This is a genomic window from Gemmatimonadota bacterium, from assembly GCA_016719105.1.
Classification (GTDB): domain Bacteria; phylum Gemmatimonadota; class Gemmatimonadetes; order Gemmatimonadales; family Gemmatimonadaceae; genus SCN-70-22.
In genome coordinates this window covers 412,896-430,525 of sequence record JADKAQ010000046.1, presented here as the reverse complement: position 1 = coordinate 430,525, position 17,630 = coordinate 412,896, and the positions used below count along the sequence as shown (strand labels likewise).

Annotated in this window: 15 protein-coding genes; 4 read left to right on the top strand and 11 right to left on the bottom strand. The window is 70.6% G+C overall.

Annotated features, from left to right (window positions below; all coding sequences use genetic code 11):
• Positions 1 to 61 precede the first annotated feature (61 nt).
• From IPN47_25940 to IPN47_25890, 11 genes are all read right to left on the bottom strand, one after another.
• On the bottom strand, positions 62 to 1,294 hold the full coding sequence (locus IPN47_25940) for a hypothetical protein (protein MBK9411423.1): 1,233 nt from the start codon (positions 1,292 to 1,294) through the stop codon (positions 62 to 64).
• Positions 1,295 to 1,535: 241 nt separating this feature from the next.
• Positions 1,536 to 2,198, bottom strand: a complete 663-nt coding sequence (locus IPN47_25935) for a hypothetical protein (protein ID MBK9411422.1) — start codon at positions 2,196 to 2,198, stop codon at positions 1,536 to 1,538.
• Between the two features lie 11 nt (positions 2,199 to 2,209).
• The gene (locus IPN47_25930; protein MBK9411421.1) at positions 2,210 to 4,420 is read right to left on the bottom strand and encodes a hypothetical protein; all 2,211 of its coding nucleotides are present in this window, start codon (positions 4,418 to 4,420) and stop codon (positions 2,210 to 2,212) included.
• 374 nt (positions 4,421 to 4,794) lie between these two features.
• Positions 4,795 to 5,235, bottom strand: coding sequence for a hypothetical protein (locus tag IPN47_25925; protein MBK9411420.1), 441 nt, complete (start codon positions 5,233 to 5,235; stop codon positions 4,795 to 4,797).
• Positions 5,208 to 6,032 carry a M28 family peptidase gene (locus tag IPN47_25920; GenBank protein MBK9411419.1) on the bottom strand — a complete coding sequence of 275 codons (825 nt, stop codon included), beginning with the start codon at positions 6,030 to 6,032 and terminating at the stop codon, positions 5,208 to 5,210. The genes IPN47_25925 and IPN47_25920 overlap by 28 nt, the downstream gene beginning before the upstream one ends.
• Positions 6,033 to 6,522: 490 nt before the next feature.
• Positions 6,523 to 8,013, bottom strand: a complete 1,491-nt coding sequence (locus tag IPN47_25915; GenBank protein ID MBK9411418.1) for a beta-lactamase family protein — start codon at positions 8,011 to 8,013, stop codon at positions 6,523 to 6,525.
• Positions 8,014 to 8,159: 146 nt separating this feature from the next.
• The gene (locus IPN47_25910; protein ID MBK9411417.1) at positions 8,160 to 8,648 is read right to left on the bottom strand and encodes a hypothetical protein; all 489 of its coding nucleotides are present in this window, start codon (positions 8,646 to 8,648) and stop codon (positions 8,160 to 8,162) included.
• A 207-nt stretch (positions 8,649 to 8,855) separates the two neighbouring features.
• Positions 8,856 to 9,299, bottom strand: a complete 444-nt coding sequence (locus IPN47_25905; GenBank protein MBK9411416.1) for a hypothetical protein — start codon at positions 9,297 to 9,299, stop codon at positions 8,856 to 8,858.
• Positions 9,296 to 11,893, bottom strand: coding sequence for a hypothetical protein (locus IPN47_25900; GenBank protein ID MBK9411415.1), 2,598 nt, complete (start codon positions 11,891 to 11,893; stop codon positions 9,296 to 9,298). The genes IPN47_25905 and IPN47_25900 overlap by 4 nt, the downstream gene beginning before the upstream one ends.
• Positions 11,894 to 12,238: 345 nt before the next feature.
• Positions 12,239 to 12,799, bottom strand: a complete 561-nt coding sequence (locus IPN47_25895; protein ID MBK9411414.1) for a DinB family protein — start codon at positions 12,797 to 12,799, stop codon at positions 12,239 to 12,241.
• A 127-nt stretch (positions 12,800 to 12,926) separates the two neighbouring features.
• Positions 12,927 to 13,694, bottom strand: a complete 768-nt coding sequence (locus IPN47_25890) for a VOC family protein (GenBank protein ID MBK9411413.1) — start codon at positions 13,692 to 13,694, stop codon at positions 12,927 to 12,929.
• Positions 13,695 to 13,867: 173 nt separating this feature from the next.
• Between IPN47_25890 and IPN47_25885 the strand changes: the two genes are divergently transcribed.
• The 4 genes from IPN47_25885 (at position 13,868) to IPN47_25870 (ending at position 17,592) form a co-directional block, all read left to right on the top strand.
• The gene (locus tag IPN47_25885; GenBank protein ID MBK9411412.1) at positions 13,868 to 15,544 is read left to right on the top strand and encodes a M28 family peptidase; all 1,677 of its coding nucleotides are present in this window, start codon (positions 13,868 to 13,870) and stop codon (positions 15,542 to 15,544) included.
• 154 nt (positions 15,545 to 15,698) lie between these two features.
• A complete protein-coding gene (locus IPN47_25880; protein ID MBK9411411.1) occupies positions 15,699 to 16,106 on the top strand; it encodes a hypothetical protein in 408 nt (135 codons plus the stop codon).
• 7 nt (positions 16,107 to 16,113) lie between these two features.
• Entirely contained in the window at positions 16,114 to 16,581 is a 468-nt protein-coding gene (locus IPN47_25875; protein ID MBK9411410.1) for a hypothetical protein, read from the top strand.
• Between the two features lie 39 nt (positions 16,582 to 16,620).
• Positions 16,621 to 17,592 carry a prolyl oligopeptidase family serine peptidase gene (locus IPN47_25870; protein ID MBK9411409.1) on the top strand — a complete coding sequence of 324 codons (972 nt, stop codon included), beginning with the start codon at positions 16,621 to 16,623 and terminating at the stop codon, positions 17,590 to 17,592.
• Positions 17,593 to 17,630 lie beyond the last annotated feature (38 nt).

Below are 17,630 nucleotides of genomic sequence, written 5' to 3'. Positions count from 1 at the left end.
GGACGGGGTCAGGTTGCGGGCGTGATTGCAGTAACGAACGATGACCTCAGGGCGTTGGCCCCTACGGTCGGCTGAACACCGCCCCGTGCGGGACCCCCTTGGTGGATCCCCCGTGCGGCCACGTCTTGTTGTCCATGCGGAAGCCGGGCTCGGTCGCCCCCTCCTCCTTGAATCGCTCGTCCAGCGTCAGCTGTCCGCTCGTGGAATCGAAGCGGGCGATGACGACGCGATGTTGCATGCCGTCGTAGCCGGTCACGACGACGCGACGCTGATCGGGCGAGACCGAAAGCCAGTGCGGCGTGTCATCCTTCCCGAGCGACACGCGGCTCACCTCGCGTGGCTTGGCGGGATCGCTGATGTCGAGGCTCACGACCGCATTCCATGCGGGGACGGTCACCAGGTAGTAGTGCCCCGAGATCGCCGGGATCGCACAATACGTCCCCTGCTTCTGGGGGAACGACGAGACGAGGCGCGCCGACGGGGTGCTGCCGTCGATGCCGTCCACGAGGTACAACCCGCAGTTGAACGTCGAGACGAGCAGCGTCTTGCCGTCGGCCATCAGGCGAGGTTCCGCGGAGAGCAGCCCCTCGTTTCCCGCCGGCCCATCGGGGAGCTGGAACGACGTGAGGAGCGCGAGGTCCGACAGGCGCCACAGCTGCAACGTGCGCGACGCGGGCGTGTCCTTGTCCATGTCGGTGGTCGTCGTCACGATGCGGTCGAGCGCCGGGACGATGCCGGCGCTGTAGACGCGCAGGTCGGCACGGCTCCCCGGGGCATTTGCGGAGCTCGAGCGCACCACCGTTCCGGAGGTGGTCATCTCCACCAGCCCGCCGGCGAGCATCGCCCCGCCCACGTGTTGCATCTGGAAGGTCCCCAGGACGTTACCGTTAGGCAGCCGCAGGAACGAATGCGGGTGCGCGTAGCCCGACACATCGCCGAATTGCCCGGCGATGCGTGGCGAGGCCGCGTCTCGCAAGTCGAAGATGAACGACTGCCCGCTCGCGAAGCCGTTGGCGAAGAGCTGCGCGTCGGCGGCGAGTTCGTGCTCGGTGTGGTGCGGCCCGTTCCCGCGTCCCGGGACCGGGAGCGTCGTGACCAGCCGTCCATAGCGCACCGAATCCTCGGTGACGTCGAGCACCGCCAGGAAGTCGGGCTGCGTCGAGTCGCTGGCGGCAGTCCAGAGGTAGAGATACTGCGCGGCCGGCGTCGGCGGCGCGGCCTGCTCGGCAGGAGGTGAGGCGCATGCGCTGGCGGCGAGGAGCGTCAGCGCGGAGAGGTATCGGGGGAAGGTCACGCGGCGGGGGGAGGGAGGGGGCACGCATTCATGTGCGCGGCGGCGGCCCGAATGTGGAGCACGCCGCACGGCGGCGCCACGATCGTGCACGCGCACGCCACCACGTGGGTCTACCAGGTACCAAGGGGTCGCAGTCCTCGATTTCGATCAAGGACTCCGACCCCTTCGTCCTGCGGCATCCGATTCCGTGCCGTTCCACACTCCGCAGGCGGCACCCTGGCCGACCGGGAGTGTCGCGCTCCTACGGCCGAATGCTCACCCCGACGCTGAAGACGAGATCCGTCTGTCGCTGCGCCTGCGGCGTGATCCCGCGAATCGGCAACTTCCCCTGGTCGAAGGAGCTGGGAAGGTACCGCACCTCGGCGCTCATCTCGATCGGCCCGTTCCCCACGCCGCGAAAGCCGATTCCGATGTCGGCCGTCGGGCGCCACTGGTTCTCGGTGTCGGTGAGGTCGAACGAGTAGCCCTTGAAGCCGCCCCCCAGCCGCAACGTCGGCTGGAACTTGTCCCCGAGCGGGGCGCTGAGCATCACTCCCGCCGTGCCCCCCATCAACATGACCTGGTTGGAGGGGCCGGTGGTGGTGGGACGGATCGCCGTGCCTAACGTGATGCTGTTGAATCCCAGCGTCCCGTTGGCATACCCCGCCGCGTACTCGGAGATGAGGTACTGCACGTCGATGGAGAAGCTTGGCCCCACCCCCAGGCGGGTGTCCTTGCCGTCGGCGCCGATGATCAGCGCCGACCGGGGGACATAGGCCCCCGTCGACGCCGTCACCCGCCAGATCTCCTCGCCGATGCGCCGCGCCGCGACCGGCGCCTGTGCGCCAGCGCTCGAGGCCAGTGCGGTCAACCCCGCGACCAGGACCACCGCCGCGCGCGCCGTCAGAATCGATTCACGTTTCATGGAGGAGGGCATCAATTGAAGGTGATCGCAGCGGTGGTCGCCGAGGTGAGCCCGGTGCCGGTGACGATGATCGTGCGTGCCCCCACGGCGCCCGTGACGTTGACGGTGAAGGTCGCCGCCCCGGCGGCATCGGTCGTGGCAGTCAGCGTGCCGTTGAGCGTGCCGCCCCCCGTATCGATGGCGATGGTGAGCGTGACGCCCGCGAGCGGTGCCGCGGCGCCGGCCGCGTCACGCAACTGGGCGGTGATGGTGAAGTCGGTGCCGAGCGTGATGGGGCCGGTGGGGACGCTGGTCAGGGCGATCGTGGTGACCCCCTGCGCCGTGAAGGTCACCGGGTTGCCGGTGATCCCCGCCCCGGTCACCGTCGCCGTCATCGTGTTGGGCGACAGGTTGCCTAACGTCCAACTCCCCACCGTGGCGATGCCGGCGGCGTCGGTCACCTGCGTGACCCCCGTCAGCGTCCCGCCACCGGCGGTCACGGCAAAGGTCACCGTGGCACCGCTCACGACGTTCCCCAGCGCGTCGGTCACCCGCACCGTCGGGCGTGTCGTGACGGCCGTCCCCTGCAGCGCGACCTGGTTGGTGCCGGCGGTTGCGACCACGCTGGCCGCCGCACCGGCGGTCGCCGTGGCGCTGAAGGTCACGCTGGGGAGCCCCGTCGCACTGGCCACCAACGTGTTGGCGCCGACGGTGGAGCCCAGCGTCCATGACGTCACCGTGGCCACGCCGCTGGCGTTGGTGGTGACGGGCGATCCGACCACCGCGCCACCTCCTGCCGTCACGGCGAAGGTCACTGCGACGCCAGCCACCGGATTCCCGGCGAGGTCGCGGACCACCACGCTCGGCGGATCGGCCACGTCGGCCCCCGCCGCTGCCGACTGCGCCGTGGCGGAGTTGGCGACCATCGACACCGCACGTCCCGGATCGCCGATGGCGGTGAAGGTCACCGCCGCAACGTTAGGCGTGGAGGCGGTGAGTGTGTTGGTCCCCGGAACGTCGCCCAGGAACCACCCGCCCACTTCGGCGGTGCCCGTGGCGTCGGTCACCTGGCGCCCGCCCACGACGCTCCCGCCTCCCGACGCGACCGTGAAGGTCACCACTGCGCCGGCGACCCGGTTCCCTAACGCGTCGCGCACGATCACCGACGGGGCGATGGTGACCGCGCGGGTCGTCTGCGCCCGCTGGTTGTTCCCCGCGGCGATGCTGAGCTGTGCCGCAGCGCCGGCGGTGGCCGTGACACTGAAGAGCACCGCGGGGGCGCCGGCGATCGTCGCCGACAGCTGCTGCACGCCGGCCACCGGGCCGAGCGTCCAGCTGGTGACGGTCGCGATTCCCTGCGCGTTGCTCGCCACGGCCGTCGGTGTCACCTGGCCGTTCCCCGAGACGATGGCGAAGGTGACCTGCGTCCCCGCCACCGGGTTCCCGGCGGCATCGGTCACCCGAACGCTGGGGAGCGTCGCGACCGCCGTCCCGACCGTCGCCGCCTGCGAGGTCGCGGTGAGGGCGACGAGCTGCGATGCGGCCCCTGCGGTGGCCGTGCCGGTGAAGAGGACCGGGTTGTTGGCCACTCCGCTCTCTTCCACGCGCGCCGTCAGTGTCTGCGTTCCGGCGGCGGGGCCAAGGACCCAGCTGCCGACCGTGGCGACCCCCTGCGCGTTGGTGCGACGGAGGCCGTCGGTCACCCGTCCGCCGCCAGACGCAACGGCGAAGGTGACCGCGACCCCTTCCACCGGATTGCCGTTCGCATCGTTGACGCGCACGGTGGGGGGGAGGGTGACCGCCGTGTTCACCACGGTCGTCTGGTTGTCACCCGAGGTGCCGCTCACGGTGCTCGCGCGTGCGGCGGTGCCGCTGGCGGCGACCGTCATGGTGGCGGTGCCGGCGGTGACGGTGAGGACGTTGTTCCCGGCCGTCTTGCCCAGCGTCCAGGTCGTGCTGGCGAGGCCGTTGGCGTCGGACGTCGCGCTGGCCGGCGAGACCGTGCCGCCGCCCGTCGTGACGGCGAACGTCACCGTCGCCCCGGGGAGAGGCTGGTCGTCGCTCCCGAGGACGCGCACCTGGATGGGGGCGGGGAGCGTCTGGCCGGCAACGCCGACCTGACCATTCCCCGAGACCGTCGCCAGGGTGCCGGCGGACAGCGGTTCGTTGACGGTCGTCTCGCCGCAGGCGGCGAGCGTCGTGAGCTGGACCGCCGCGACGATGAGGGCGACACGTCCCCGCACGAGCTGCGGCCACGCACGGTATGGTCGGAATCGGCGATGCGAGACTGGCATGGCTACCCAGGGTCCGCGTGAGGGTGAGGCGATGGGCCAGCACACCATTGGTCGACGGCTCCGGGCCGGCGTGGGCGCCGGTGCACCGGCGGCCAGTGGTGAGGTGGCGTCTAACGACAGGGAGATGTGCGACGTGTTAGGCACGCCGCGCGCGTGACGGGGGGCGACTCGCACCGATGCCCCGCACCAACGCCATGCACGATACTCAGCGTGCGTGCAGGTGACCAGCGAGTCGTGCGGCGAAATGGGTGAGCGGTGCAGCATCGCCATGGCCGCGCTCGGCAAACGGCGTGCAGCAGATGGCCCGGGGCCGTGGGCCCGCGTTAGGGCGCGCCAGTCGCGCGACGCAACGCCGTCGCCGCGCGCCGCGACTCGCTGTCCACGCTCCACTCGAAGCGGCCCGGTCCCTCGGCCGCGCGAACGCCCAGCTCGAAGAGAAAGCGCACCTCGAACAACGCCCCCGACAGGTCCCAGGTCGGCTTGCGCTCATCCGAGGGAACGTGCGACTCCTGCGTTTCCAGCTGCTGGGCCGCCCATCCCGACGGCTTGCCGTGCACCTCACCATCGAGTCCGCCAAACCAGGCGGGGACGCCGCGCAGCGCCAGCGTGGCGTGATCCGAGGCCAGCCAGTAGTCGCCAAGCCCCGCCACCAACGCCTTGCCGTGTCGCGTGGCCACCTCGCGCGCGAGCGAGTCGACGGTGGAGTAGCCGTAGCCGTTACTCACCACCGTGTCGGTCACCCCCCAGGTCCACGGCCAGTCCATTCCGACGGCCAGGGCGGTCCGCTCGAGGCGGCCGCGTACGCGTTGGCCCCGCGCGTCCCATGCTCCTCGGCCGTGGTGGCCACGAACACCATCGTGCGGCGCGGTGCGCGCGGGAGGGCGCGCACGGCCTGCGCGATCAGCAGCATCTGTGACACCCCGGCCGCATCGTCGAGGGCGCCGTTGTAGATCGAGTCGCCGTGCACCGCCGGGCCGATGCCGAAGGCGTCCCAATGCGCGAGGTAGACCACGCACTCGTCGCGTCGCGCCGCGTCGCTCCCGGGAATCGTCCCGATCACGTTGTAGCTGACGAAGGGGGCGGCGTCGGTCTGCACGCGGGCGTCGAGACGCAGCGCTAGCTCCGACGGGGCCGCCGCGGAGTCCTCGGCCAGCGCACGCCACGCCGCGAGCGTCGTCCCGCTCGCGCGCGCCAGCCGCTCGGCGGCGAGGGTCGACAGGTGCAAGGAGATCGGGGCCTGCGGCGCGGGATCGAGGGCCTCGCCGATCACTCCCTCGTCCTGCAGGCGCAAGCGCCGCCGGGCGTGGGCCGAGTCGTCGCCGGAGCGAAGGAGCACCACCGCGCTCGCGCCGTGCGCCAGCGCGTGCCCTCCCTTGAGGAAGGGCATGGCGTGCGGGCTCCGCTCCGCACGGGTGCCGAACCGTCGGGCGCTCACGATCGCCGGCTCGCCGTCGAGGATCAGCGCCACCTTGCCGCGCAGGTCGATGTCGCCGTAGTCGTCCCAGCCGAACTCAGGTGCAACGATGCCGTAACCCACGAAGACGATGGGGGCGTCTCGCACCACGTGCTCGCCCGCGGCCGTCGCCGCAAAGACGACGGCCGTACTGTCGAGGGCGACGGGGGGGCGCCCCCCCCGGCCGCCCCCCCCCCCCCCGCCCCCCGCCCCCCCCGGCGGCCCGCCCCCCCCGGCGCCCCCCCCCCCCCCGGGGGGGGGCCCCCCGGCGCCCCCCCCCGCTCGGGGGAGGGCCCCCCCCGCCCACCCCCCCCCCCCCCCCCGCGCGCCCCCCCGCCGCGGGGGCGCGCGCCGGGCGGGGGGGCGGGGGGGGGCGGGGCCCCGCGCCGCCCCCCCCCCGCCCCCCCCCCCGCGCGGGGGGGGAGAAGGGGGGGGCGGCGCCCCCCCGCCCCCCCCCCCCCCGGGGGGGGGGGGGGGGGGGGGGAGGGGGGGGGGGGGCGCGCCGCCCCCCAACAAAAGGGAATGAGCGGGGGGGGGGGGGGCGCGAGCGATCATGTGAGCGGCTGCTGAGCGATCGTGTCTGGTGGCCGGGGCGCCGCTACGGTGACGCGCGGTCGAAGCGGATGTCGTTCACTCGGTTGGCGTCGAGCCTGAAGCCCGGTGCCTTGCCGCGCACCGGCTTGTCGAAGACCAGGGTCAGCATCCCCCCCGCGCTGTAGCGGAGCGCCCCCTCGAGTGGAGCGAGCGGTACCGGCTCGGCGCGCGGGCGCCGCAGCTGCAACGCCCCCGATTCGCCGGCGACGACCTCGTACACCGCGCCGCCAAGCTCCGGGCTGGCGTAGCGTCCGATGATGGCAGCGTGTTCCTGCGGCCGCGCCGCGCCGGCCGCCGCCGGGCGTCCCCCTTCCTCGCCAGCCGTCGCCCCCCGCGCGGTGGCGGCCCCTAACGACTCGCGCAGCACCACGTCGGCCATGCGCAGCGCCAGCGCCGTCGTGTTGGCCGTGCTCCGGTTGCAGAGCATGGCGAACGACGTGTGCAGTTCGGGGAAGCGGAAGAGCGCCGCGCGGTAGCCGCCGGTGGAGCCGGTGTGCTCCACCAGGCGCTGCCCGCGATACGTCCCCACCGTGAGCCCGAACGCATACCGATTCTCGGCGCCGCCGGTGAGCGGTTCCGTGGTATGCATCAGCTCGAGGAACTCGCGTCCCCCGACCGTGCCGGAGTAGAAATTCTCGTCCCACTTCTGCAGGTCGGCGAGCGTGGTCACGACCCCGCCCTGTCCCACGATGTCGTTGTTCCAGACGTCGATGCGCCACCCGCCGGCGCGCGGCGAGTAGGCCATCGCGCGTCCCGGGACGATTTCGTTGTGGTCGTCGAGGAACAGCGTCTCGCGCATGCCTAACGGCTTGAAGATCGCCGAGTCGGCAAAGCGGCGCAGCGACTGCCCGGTGATGCGCTGCACGATCACCGCCATGGCCAGGTAGCCGGTGTTGCTGTAGCGGTACTGGCTCCCCGGGGGAAAGTTGAGCCCCTTCTGTCGCGCGGCCATCGCCAGCATGTCGTCGGAGGTGTAGCCATCGTCGTACCGCACTCCGGCGAGTCCCACCAGCTCCCAGAAGTCGCGCAGCCCACTGGTGTGGTGCACCAGGTGACGGACGCGCACCGGCGTGGGGTAGGCATTCATCTCGGGGATGTACTTGCGCACATCGTCATCGAGCGAGAGGCGCCCCGCGCGCACGAGCAGGGCGATGCTCGCTGCGGTGAACTGCTTGGAGACCGAGCCGGTGGTGAAGCGCGTGGTCGGGGTGATCGGGACGTCGTGCGTGAGGTTGGCGAAGCCGTACCCGCGCGCGAAGGTGATCGCCCCATTCTGGTAGACCCCTGCCGCGCACCCCGGCTCACCGGAGTGCGACATCTGGAGGTACAGGGAATCGATCGCCGCGGCCGTGGCGGGGGCGAGGCGCCCCGTGGCGCCCGATGCGGAGGCCGAAGCGGGGGGCTGCGCCGAAAGCGGAGGGGACGCTGGGCCCGCGACGAGCGAAAAGGAGGCGAGGGCGGCGAACAGCGCGGTGCAACGGCGCGTGAGACGCATGGAGGCGGAGCGGTCGAGGAGGGCGCAGGAATCGCGGACGCCCGCGAAGGTCGCTCGTTCGTCCCGCCGACGAAAGGTCCGGGGCGAGGGCACGGCGCCGGAGAGGTGCCGCGCCTGCCCCGCTCCTCGCCCTGCTGCTGACGCCCCTACTTCACCGCGCCGTGATCGACCTTGGACAACCCGAAGATGTACGTCCACTTGAACGTGGCGCGCTGACGGGCGGCGTTGCTGAAGTCGACGACGATGTCCTTGTCACATCCGCCCGGCTTCTTCACCGTCGCCGTCCAACCGGGGCGCACTTCGGTGCGCATGATCGAACTCGTGATGCACGGCAGGCTGCTGCTGGCCGTCGCGGCCGGCACCGGCGGGACGGAGACACGGATGTAGACCGACCCCTGATACTCCTTCTGGTTGAGGAGCGCGGCGCCGAGTTCGAACTCCATGATGTGGTTGTTCCCCTGCATGTAGTCGGCGAGGATCCGGAACGAACCCGAGTCGACCTCGAAGAGTCGCGACGGACCCGTCACCAGCGTGGCGGGTGATGCGGGAGCGGTCGGGGAGTCGGCGGAGCAGGCGCCCAGGACGACGAGGGCGAGCGACGCCGAGGCGACGCGAAGGCGGGAAGGGATCGACATGATGGGGCCGCGTGGAAGAGGGGGAGCCGGACGGGTGACGCACACTGTGCGTCGAGCACGGTGCAAGCCGTGGTCCGTTCACTTGCCTGATTGCAAGACGTTCGCGGGCAATCGTTTACGCCCACAATTCCATGGCGGCGGCGCGCGCTCGCCGGTCCGCGGCGAATCAGCACTGCATCGCCGCGATACAGCCGCGAGGCAGCGCCCCTACGGCTCGACGACGAGCGTGACCTCCACCTGAACCGCCGCCTTGCTGTCGAAGTCGCGCCCGCGCACGATCAGGCGCTTGCGACCAGCGGTCGCATAGGTGAGCCGAACCGTGTGCGCGAGGGTCGGGAGGGCGACCCCGCAGCTGCCGCTGGGCGGCAGGACGGATCGATTGTACGGGGTGATCACGAACTCGCCCTTCGAGTTCCGCGTGAGCTCGGTGCGGTCGACGACGCTGCACCCGTCGGCAGGGTAGGTGCGCAGGACGAGGTCGAAGGGAATGCCGGCGCGGAGTGTCATCGGCGCGGAGACGAGCGTGGCGCTCGAGCTGATGCTCCGAACGAACGCCGATTCGCGCAGCGCCTCGTCGAGCGACGTGCTGGAGTGGCAACCGACCAGCGGGACCAGGAGCACGGCCAGCGCCGCGCGCAGCGTGTGAGTCATCGCGCACCTGCTGCGGACGTGAGCGTCCGCTCGTAAAAGGAGACTGCGGCCAAGGCGTTGCTGTCGGAGGAAAAGCGTGCCCTGAGCGCGGCGATCGCGCGGCCCGCCCGTGCGTCACCAAGCGTGGACAGCAGGAGCATGTTGCTGAACATGTCGTTCACGTCGCCTTCGGCAAGGGAGCGTTCGAACCGGGCGTTCACGATGGAATATCCGTCCGCTCCCCGTCCGAGCGAGGCGAGCAGCTCGGCGGCGGCGATGCGGAAATCCCATCGCGCAATGGCGAGTGTCCACCGCGGTGAGGTGGAATCGGCGAGCGCCGCGACGGCCGGCGCCACGGCGCGTGGATCGCCGAGCGCCTTGAGCCCCGCGAGCGCGCTGAGCCGGTTCTCACCCTTCCAGGATGGTACACCGATCATGGCCACGAGCGCATCGTACGCGTGCGCGCTGCGGCTGGCGCCGAGCGCGGTGGCGGCGGCGAAGCTCTCGACATGGCTCCTGGCGGAGAGGGCGGCCAGATAGGTCGGGACCCAGGCCGTGTCGCGCGTCGCCCCCATGAAGCCGTACGCCTGGGCGCGCACCCAGGCGCTGTCGCGCGCGACCACCGCGCGCAGCATGTCCGCGGTGGAGTCGTCGAGGACGAGCGGCACGCGTGCGTCGGGTGGCGTCAGCAGCGCTTGCAGCTGGGCGAGGGCGGTGAGGCGAAGCCTCCAGTGGGCGGGACCGAGCACGACCTGGCGCAGGGCGGCGCGAATGCGGGGGCGCGCGTCAGACGAGGTCGTCGTATCGCGAGAGTGCGCGACGAGCTGCGTGATGGCCCATCGCTGCGCCACGACGTCGCGGTCGTGCTCCAGCTGGTAGAGCAGGTCGTCGAGCGACTTCTCGAAGGTCATCTCCTTGATCCAGCTCCCCTCCACATCGAAGTGCACGAGGCGCGGTCGAGCCGGCAGCAAGAAGGAGAAGACGTTCTCGCCCTGGGCGGCGAGGCGCACGGTGCGCACGGTCCCGTCGATCGCCACGTCCACGTTTCCCTGGAAGAGAGGCGCCGGACGGCTGCTGCCCGAATCGGGGCGTTGCACCTGCTTGACGGTGAGGGTGAGTCGCTGCGCGCTGGCATCGTAGCGCTGCGTGACGTCGAAGACCGGGTGGCCCGCGCCGTAGACCCACTGGTCGAAGAACCACTGCATCGAGGCGCCATGCACCGCTTCGACCGCCTGCTGCAGGTCATCCGTAGTCACCGATGTGCCGCCGTGCGTCGCGACGAAGCGCCGCAGCAGCTGCTGCCACTGCGCCTCGCCCAGTTCCTTGCGCAGCATGTGCAGCACCATGGCGCCGCGCACGGACGGGGCATTGCCCATCGCCTCGGCGGCGGCACTGTCGGCGCCGACGGCTGGGACCACCGTGTAGCGCGCGCCGTTCGTCCAGTCGGCGAAGTAGGTCCACTGGTCGCCCTGTCGATTCCAGAGGAGAAACTCGCTGCGTCCATTGCGATGCTCCGAGTAGAGCGCGTCGAGATAGTGGGCAAAGGCGCGCGCGAGCCACGCGTGCCGCCAGTCGCGTGGCGTGATCCACGCGCCAAACCACTGATGCGCCAGCGCCTCGGCCTCGAGCCCGTCCCACAGGTAGAAGTAGTCGGCGTGCGTTGGCGCGTCGTCGACCATGTTCTCCGTCAGCGTCGACGCCATGACGTTGCCGTGTCCCCAGCCGAGGTCCTGCACGAAGACCTGCGAATAGCGCGGATACGGGTAGCGGGCGCCGGTGAGCTGCACGAAGTAGCGCATCATGTCGGGGAGGCGCACGACGCTGGCCCTGACGGCATCGACTTCATCGGGGTAGCCAAAGCTGTGCAGCGGCACGCCGTCGGCCTCCTGCGGCACGTCCACGAACTCGCCGATAACGAACGACGTGAGGTGGTTGGCGTGCGGGGTGGTGCTGCGCCAGCGAAAGGTCCGGGTCCCGTCGGCGTTGTTCGTGGTCGATTCCTGAACGCCGGTGGCGATCACCATCAGGGGTGCCGCGACGGTCGCCGAGAAGTCGGTTGTGTGGTGATCGTCGGGTGAGTCGTTCGCCGGGAACCAGTAGCGGTTGCCCTCGGGCATCCCCATCGACCAGAGCTGTGGCCGCTTCCGGGGTTCCGTGGTCGTCGGCGAAAAGAAGCGCACCCCCTTCCCGTCGCTCCCGCCCAGGTTGTTGGGGTCGGAGTCGTTGACCCACGTGGTGCGATAGGCGATCGCGACCGTCAGCGACTCGTCGCGCGCGTAACGGCGGTCGAGCGTGATCGCCAGCGCGTCGTCGTGGGCCGCCCGGTCGTACGTGAACGCCAGCGGCGTGCCGTTGGCCAGGCGAACGCCCTCGATCGTCAGCTGCACGCCGTCGAGCGTGATGCGTTCGACGTCGCGCGTGGGCGAGAGCGTGAGCGTGGCGGTGCCGGCGGCCTGCCGCTCAGCGATGTCGAAGCGCAGGGCGAGGGCGACGTGGTGCACGTCGATCGCCCCGCTGACGACGGGGGCGATGGGTGACGGCGCGCGGCACGCCCATGCGCCGGACGACACCAGCGAGACGACCAGGGCGGTGGCGCGAGCTGCCGACAGGTGCAACGAAGCGAGACGACGTGGACAGGCGCGCCGGGACATGCAGGGACTCCCGAGTGCGTCGCGAGCCCGGAGGTGCGCGACGCACAGCTGAAGGCGATGGACATCATGGGGTGCGAGCGCATGATGCCATCGCCGCTGGCCCGTCAACAGCTCCAGATCCTCCGGGCGGATGGGGCCAATTCGCGCGAGACCGGCGGATGCCGCATGGCACACCAAAAGCCGGGGAGCGGGGATCGCCGCACTCTGCCAGCGATCGCCGACTGCAGCGCCGACCGCAACCGGGGGTGGAACGGAAACGCCCCCCTCGGCGGTGCCGAGGGGGGCGTTTCACGACAACACGACCGTCGACTACTGGCTCCAGGGCGGCACGACGTTGTTGCTGCGGGCATAAGCGATCGCCTGCCCGAGGTGCTCGTGCAGGTGCGTCACCGTCAGCGTCATCGCGCGCATCCGCGTCCAGTCCTGCCCGAAGAACTTGATCGACTCCGAGGCGTTGGCGTCGGTCGTGAGCGCCATCCCCTGGTGCAGGTGCTTATACGAGGCTTCGAGCTCGGCGACGATCTGTTCCTTGCTCAGGTTGCGCTTCTCGTACGCACCCACCGACTTCATGTCGCTCGTGATCCCGCTCGCCTCCGGGGCCGGCTTTCCCATCCCGATCGGGATGAAGTAGTTGTCCGACGCGACGTGCAGGAACACCTCGCGCACGGAGCGAGTCCCGGCGCTGGGGCGCCAGTCGTACGCGGCTTCGGGGATCGCCTTGGCGAGGTCGATCATCTTCTTCTGCGCGCCGTTGACGTCGCGGTGCATCTCGCCCATCCAGCTGGGTGCGGTAGGCGCGGCTTGCGCCCTGAGGGCGACGGGGGCTGCCACCGCAAGGGCGGCGGCCAAGACGAAGACACGGGTGTCCATGTGGCTCCTTGGTGAGGGGGACGGGGACGGTCGTGCCCCGCGCCGACAAGATACCGCCTTTCTCCGCGCCCGCATCTCATCGGTTCCGTGACGAACCGTAACGACCCGCCCGGCTCGCCTGCCTGGCTCACCCGCCCATCAACCCCATCGCCGTCCCCGAGGGATCGGTGAAGTAGCCGAAGGTCGCCATCCCCGGGACGGCCACGGCGTGTCCGTGGTGCCTCCCGTTGGCGGCGTCGATCGCGGCAAGCGTGGCGTTCACGTCGGCAACGTAAATGTAGGGGAGCGCGCTGGGCACCGGGGTGTGCGATTGCCAGATCCCCGAGATGCCGACGTTGGGATTGAACGCCGTGTACTGCGGCGTCGTCGGGGTCACTTCCCACCCGAACTGCTCGTGGAAGAAGTGCGCCGTCGCCGACAAGTCGCGGGAGTACAGCTCCACGTGGCAGACCGTCCCCGCCATCGGGCGCGGATTGGCTCCCATCGGCATCGGGACGGGCGGGTTGGCCCCCGGGGGATTGGCGCTCGTTAGGCCGTAGACGGTCCCCGACGGGTCGGCAAACCGCGTGATGCGTCCCGCCATCGGGACCTCATACGGCAGGCGGTCGACCGTCGCCCCCGCGGCGATTACGCGCCCCAACGCCTCCTCCGCGTCGTCGACCTGGATGAACGGGATCACGGCCGGTCCCCCGCCCGGGCCGTACCGCCGCAGGACCATCGTCGGGCCGGCCGGCGCCAAGACCACCGAAATCTCGTCCGAGACCGCGCGCACGTCCCACCCGAACACGCGCGAGTAGAACGCCGCCGACTCGGCGAGACGGCTCGCCGAGAGCACGACCACCGGGATCGTGTGCGGTACGAACGGAGGTTGCGGATCAGGCGACGCTGGTCCCATGCGACCGAAAGTCGCGCCGCGCGGCGGTTTGCGATAGGTTCCCGCGCGATCGGCGCCTTCTCCGGATCCACGCCGCGCCACGGCTTGTCACGTCCGGCGCCGTACTCGTCCCTACACCGAGGCAGCCGAAGGGACCGGTCGCCATCCATGCGCCTCTCTCCCTCCGCACCGTGATGATCCCACGTCGCTCGAGCACCACCAGGCACCGCGGCTCGCGCGGCCGCGCACTGCTCCTCGTCGCCGCGCTCTGCCTCCCGGCGCTCGTCGACGCACAGACGACCGGAGCGGCGATCACCGCGGCAGATCTGCGGAGGCGGCTCTTCCTCGTCGCCGATGACTCGATGGGGGGGCGCGCCACCGGCAGCAGGGGGAACTACCAGTCGGCCGAATACATCGCCCGCGAGTTCAAGCGCCTTGGCCTGCGTCCCGCGGGTGACGATGGGACTTACTTCCAGACGGTCCCGTTCTTCCGGCTCCGGGCCGATTCCTCGTCGCAGCTGATGGCGGGAGCGGCCACACTCCAGATGGGACGCGACTTCATCGTGGCCCTCGTACGCTCCATCCCGCGCCCGCTCGATGGCAAGCGCGTGGTCTACGGCGGGGCGCTCGACGACTCGAGCAGCTGGATCTCGGCCGATAGTGCCCGCGACCGGGTGGTCGTCCTGTCGGCTCCGCCAGGCGCAACGTTTCGCACCACCTTCCTGCTCAACCAGACGCGCCGCTTCCAGGAGGCGGTGACAGTGGCCGTTCCCATCCTCGAGAGCTTTCCCCCCGAACTCGCGGCGTCGCAGCAGGCCGGGCGGGTCACCATCGACACCACGCGCACCGCGAGCGCGCCGGGGCGGCTGTTCATCACGACGGCCGCGGCCGAACGATTCCTCGGACGCCCGCTCGCCGGCACCGCACCTGGGACGTTAGGCGAGGTGATGCATGGCGCGGGGACGGTGTCGTACCAGCCGCTCCCCTACGCCGCGCGCAACGTCGTCGCGGTTCTCCCCGGGCGCGATCCCCGGCGATCCGGCACCTACGTCTCGCTCACCTCGCACAACGATCACGTCGGCTTCGACTCGGCACCGGTCGACCACGACTCGCTTCGGGCCTTGCAGCGTGTCACGCGCCCGCTGGGCGCCGACTCGCCGGCCCGCGAGCCGACGGCCGCCGAGTGGGCGAGCATCCGCGCGACACTCGACAGCCTGCGCCGCCTGCGGCCGCCCCGCCTCGACTCCATTCGCAACGGCGCCGACGACGATGGTAGCGGGACGGTCGTGATGCTGGAGATCGCGGAAGCGCTGGCCTCGGCGCGCGTGCGCCCCGCCCGCTCTGTGCTGTTTGTCTCGCACGCCGCCGAGGAGGAAGGGTTGCTGGGGAGCCGCTGGTTCACCGACCATCCCACCGTTCCCCGCGACTCGATCGTGAGCGAGTTCGACATGGACATGGTCGCCCGCGGCAACGCCACCGACCTGGCCGAAGGGAGTCCGACCTACCTGGAACTCATCGGCTCGCGCCGACTGTCCAGGGAGTACGGCGCCCTGATCGACGCCGCCAACGCCAGGCAGCCGCTCCCCTTCACCTTCAACCTCACGTACGACCAGCCCGGGCATCCGCTGCAGTACTACTGCCGTGCCGATCACTACAGCTACGCGCGTTACGACATTCCCGCGGCCGTGATTTCACGCGGCGAGCACGCCGACTATCACCAGGTGACGGATGAGGCGCAGTATGCCGACTTCGACCTGATGGTGCGCGTGGGGCACTTCGCGAAGGCCGTCGTGGAGGCAGTGGCCAACCTGGATCATCGCCCGCTGGTGGATGTGCCGCGCCGGAACCCGAATGCGCCGTGCGTGCAGTGATGTGATGCCGCGGCGGGCGGTGTGGCGGCACGAGCAAACGTCGGCGTTTTGCACGCCGACGCGCGGAACTTCTCCCCCCAAGTCGGAGTCCTATCGCTCAGCCCCTGCGCCGCACTCATCACGCGCCCTGGGGAGTCCCTCTTCGTCGTCGATCATGCGCGCGCTCGCGCTCTCCCTCGCCTTCGTCTGTCTCGTCCCTCGACTACTCTCCGCGCAGGACGCGGAGCGGACTCCGCATCGGAACGTCACGTGGGAGTACGGGACCTTTGCCCACCACTACGGTGCCGCCAAGCGCTGGGTCGGCCCAGACGGCAAGATGATCGAACACTCCAAGCTCCCCGAGTTCCTCACCGCACTCGGCACTGCCCTCGGCGCCGCTCCTGTCGAGGTGCCCGAGAAGTACGCGGCGGAGGAGCGTTGGAACTCGGCCGTCCTCAACCTGCTCGGGGGCCAGGGCTGGGAAGCGGTGGAATGCCAGCTGATGGACCGGTCGGGTTCGTACTACTACAGCTGCCTCTTCAAGCGACCGCGCCACCTCACCCAACCCGCAGGGGCTCGTTAGGATTCCGATGATGACCGCCCACGTCGATTCGCGGCGCCGCGCGCCTCGTTCGTTGGCCGTCCTGATGGCGGCCGCGCTGCTTGTCGCCTGCCCGCAGACGACGATCACCGAGCCGATCTCCAACCTCCCGTTCTCCACCGCGTCGCCGTCGTGCAGCCCGGTCGACGGCCCGGCGGTGGAGATCACGCTCGCCGCCAGCGGCAATCCGGCCACCGTCCCGCGCGCGAACGTGACGATCTACCAGGGCCTTTCGAGCCTCACGAGTCGCTGGACGCTCGGCCCGGAGGTCGGCGTCGCGTCGTACATGGCGTCGACCGATTCGGGTGAGCTCGCGCGCAGCGGGACGGTCGTGATCGAGGCGGTCGATGCGGCGAAGACGGTGACAGGGACGGTCCAGCTCGTGTTTCCGAAGGCGGGGATGATCAAGGGGCGCTTCCGGGCCATCTGGGTACCGCGGACGGTGCGCTGCGGGTGACGGCGTTAACGAGGCGGCTGCGGCCGCCGTCGAACGGGCATGATGCGCTTCGTCGTTCCCATTCTCGTGCTCCTCGCGGTGCTCGTGCCGCTCGAGGAGGCCGACGCGCAGCTTCGCCGTCGGCGTGATCGTGCAATCCTCGGCCGCTCGTCGGGGCAGCGCGGCGCACAGGACCGCCTGACGCTGCAGCACGGCGGTCGCACGCGAAGCTACACGCTCCACGTCCCCGAGCGCGTGCGGCAGGAGAACGCGCCCGTGCCGTTGGTGATCATGCTGCATGGCGGCGGTGGCAACGCCGACAACGCCGAGTCGATGTCCGGCTTCTCGCCCAAGGCCGATCGCGAGGGGTTCATCGTCGCCTATCCCGACGGGACGGGGGGCGGGCGCGCGCCGATGTTCACCTGGAACGCTGGGCACTGCTGCGGCTACGCGATGCAGAACAAGGTGGACGACGTCGGGTTCATTCGTGCGCTCATCGACCAGGTGCAACGCGATCATCGCATCGACCCCGACCGGATCTACGTCACCGGGATGTCGAACGGGGGGATGATGTCACACCGCGTGGGGATCGGGCTGGCCGATCGCGTGGCGGCGATTGCGCCGGTGGTCGGGGCGGTCTTTGGTGATGAAGCCTCGCCGCGTGCTCCGGTCTCGGCGATCATCATCAACGGCATGCGCGACGAGTCGGTCCCGTACGACGGGGGCAAGTCCGGGGGGCTTGGCGCGCGTGCGTGGGACGGAACGCCGACCCGGCCGGCGGTGGAGCAGGGGAGCTTCTGGGCGTCTGCCGGCAGGTGCAATCCGACGCCGCGCGAATCGGACGGTGGTGGTTACACGCTCTGGCAGTACGACTGTCCGTCACCGGTGGGGGTGGCGCGCTACGCCATCCCGGAGGGTGGGCACGCCTGGCCCGGCGGGCGCCGCGGTTCGCGGCGCGGGGACGATCCCGGCCACGCGCTCGACGCGACGGACGTGATCTGGGACTTCTTCAAGGCGCACCCGAAGCGGTAGACCCCAGGCGGTGGGTGGGGACGGAACGAGGGAAGCGG

Bases quoted from the DNA above. Each gene is read 5' to 3' on its own strand.
- IPN47_25880 (MBK9411411.1), top strand. From the start codon at position 15,699: ATGCGCGCGCTCGCGCTCTCCCTCGCCTTCGTCTGTCTCGTCCCTCGA.
- IPN47_25870 (MBK9411409.1), top strand. From the start codon at position 16,621: ATGATGCGCTTCGTCGTTCCCATTCTCGTGCTCCTCGCGGTGCTCGTG.
- IPN47_25935 (MBK9411422.1), bottom strand. From the start codon at position 2,198: ATGAAACGTGAATCGATTCTGACGGCGCGCGCGGCGGTGGTCCTGGTC.
- IPN47_25925 (MBK9411420.1), bottom strand. From the start codon at position 5,235: ATGGACTGGCCGTGGACCTGGGGGGTGACCGACACGGTGGTGAGTAAC.
- IPN47_25890 (MBK9411413.1), bottom strand. From the start codon at position 13,694: ATGGGACCAGCGTCGCCTGATCCGCAACCTCCGTTCGTACCGCACACG.
- IPN47_25915 (MBK9411418.1), bottom strand. From the start codon at position 8,013: ATGCGTCTCACGCGCCGTTGCACCGCGCTGTTCGCCGCCCTCGCCTCC.
- IPN47_25905 (MBK9411416.1), bottom strand. From the start codon at position 9,299: ATGACTCACACGCTGCGCGCGGCGCTGGCCGTGCTCCTGGTCCCGCTG.
- IPN47_25895 (MBK9411414.1), bottom strand. From the start codon at position 12,799: ATGGACACCCGTGTCTTCGTCTTGGCCGCCGCCCTTGCGGTGGCAGCC.
- IPN47_25875 (MBK9411410.1), top strand. From the start codon at position 16,114: ATGATGACCGCCCACGTCGATTCGCGGCGCCGCGCGCCTCGTTCGTTG.
- IPN47_25885 (MBK9411412.1), top strand. From the start codon at position 13,868: ATGATCCCACGTCGCTCGAGCACCACCAGGCACCGCGGCTCGCGCGGC.
- IPN47_25910 (MBK9411417.1), bottom strand. From the start codon at position 8,648: ATGTCGATCCCTTCCCGCCTTCGCGTCGCCTCGGCGTCGCTCGCCCTC.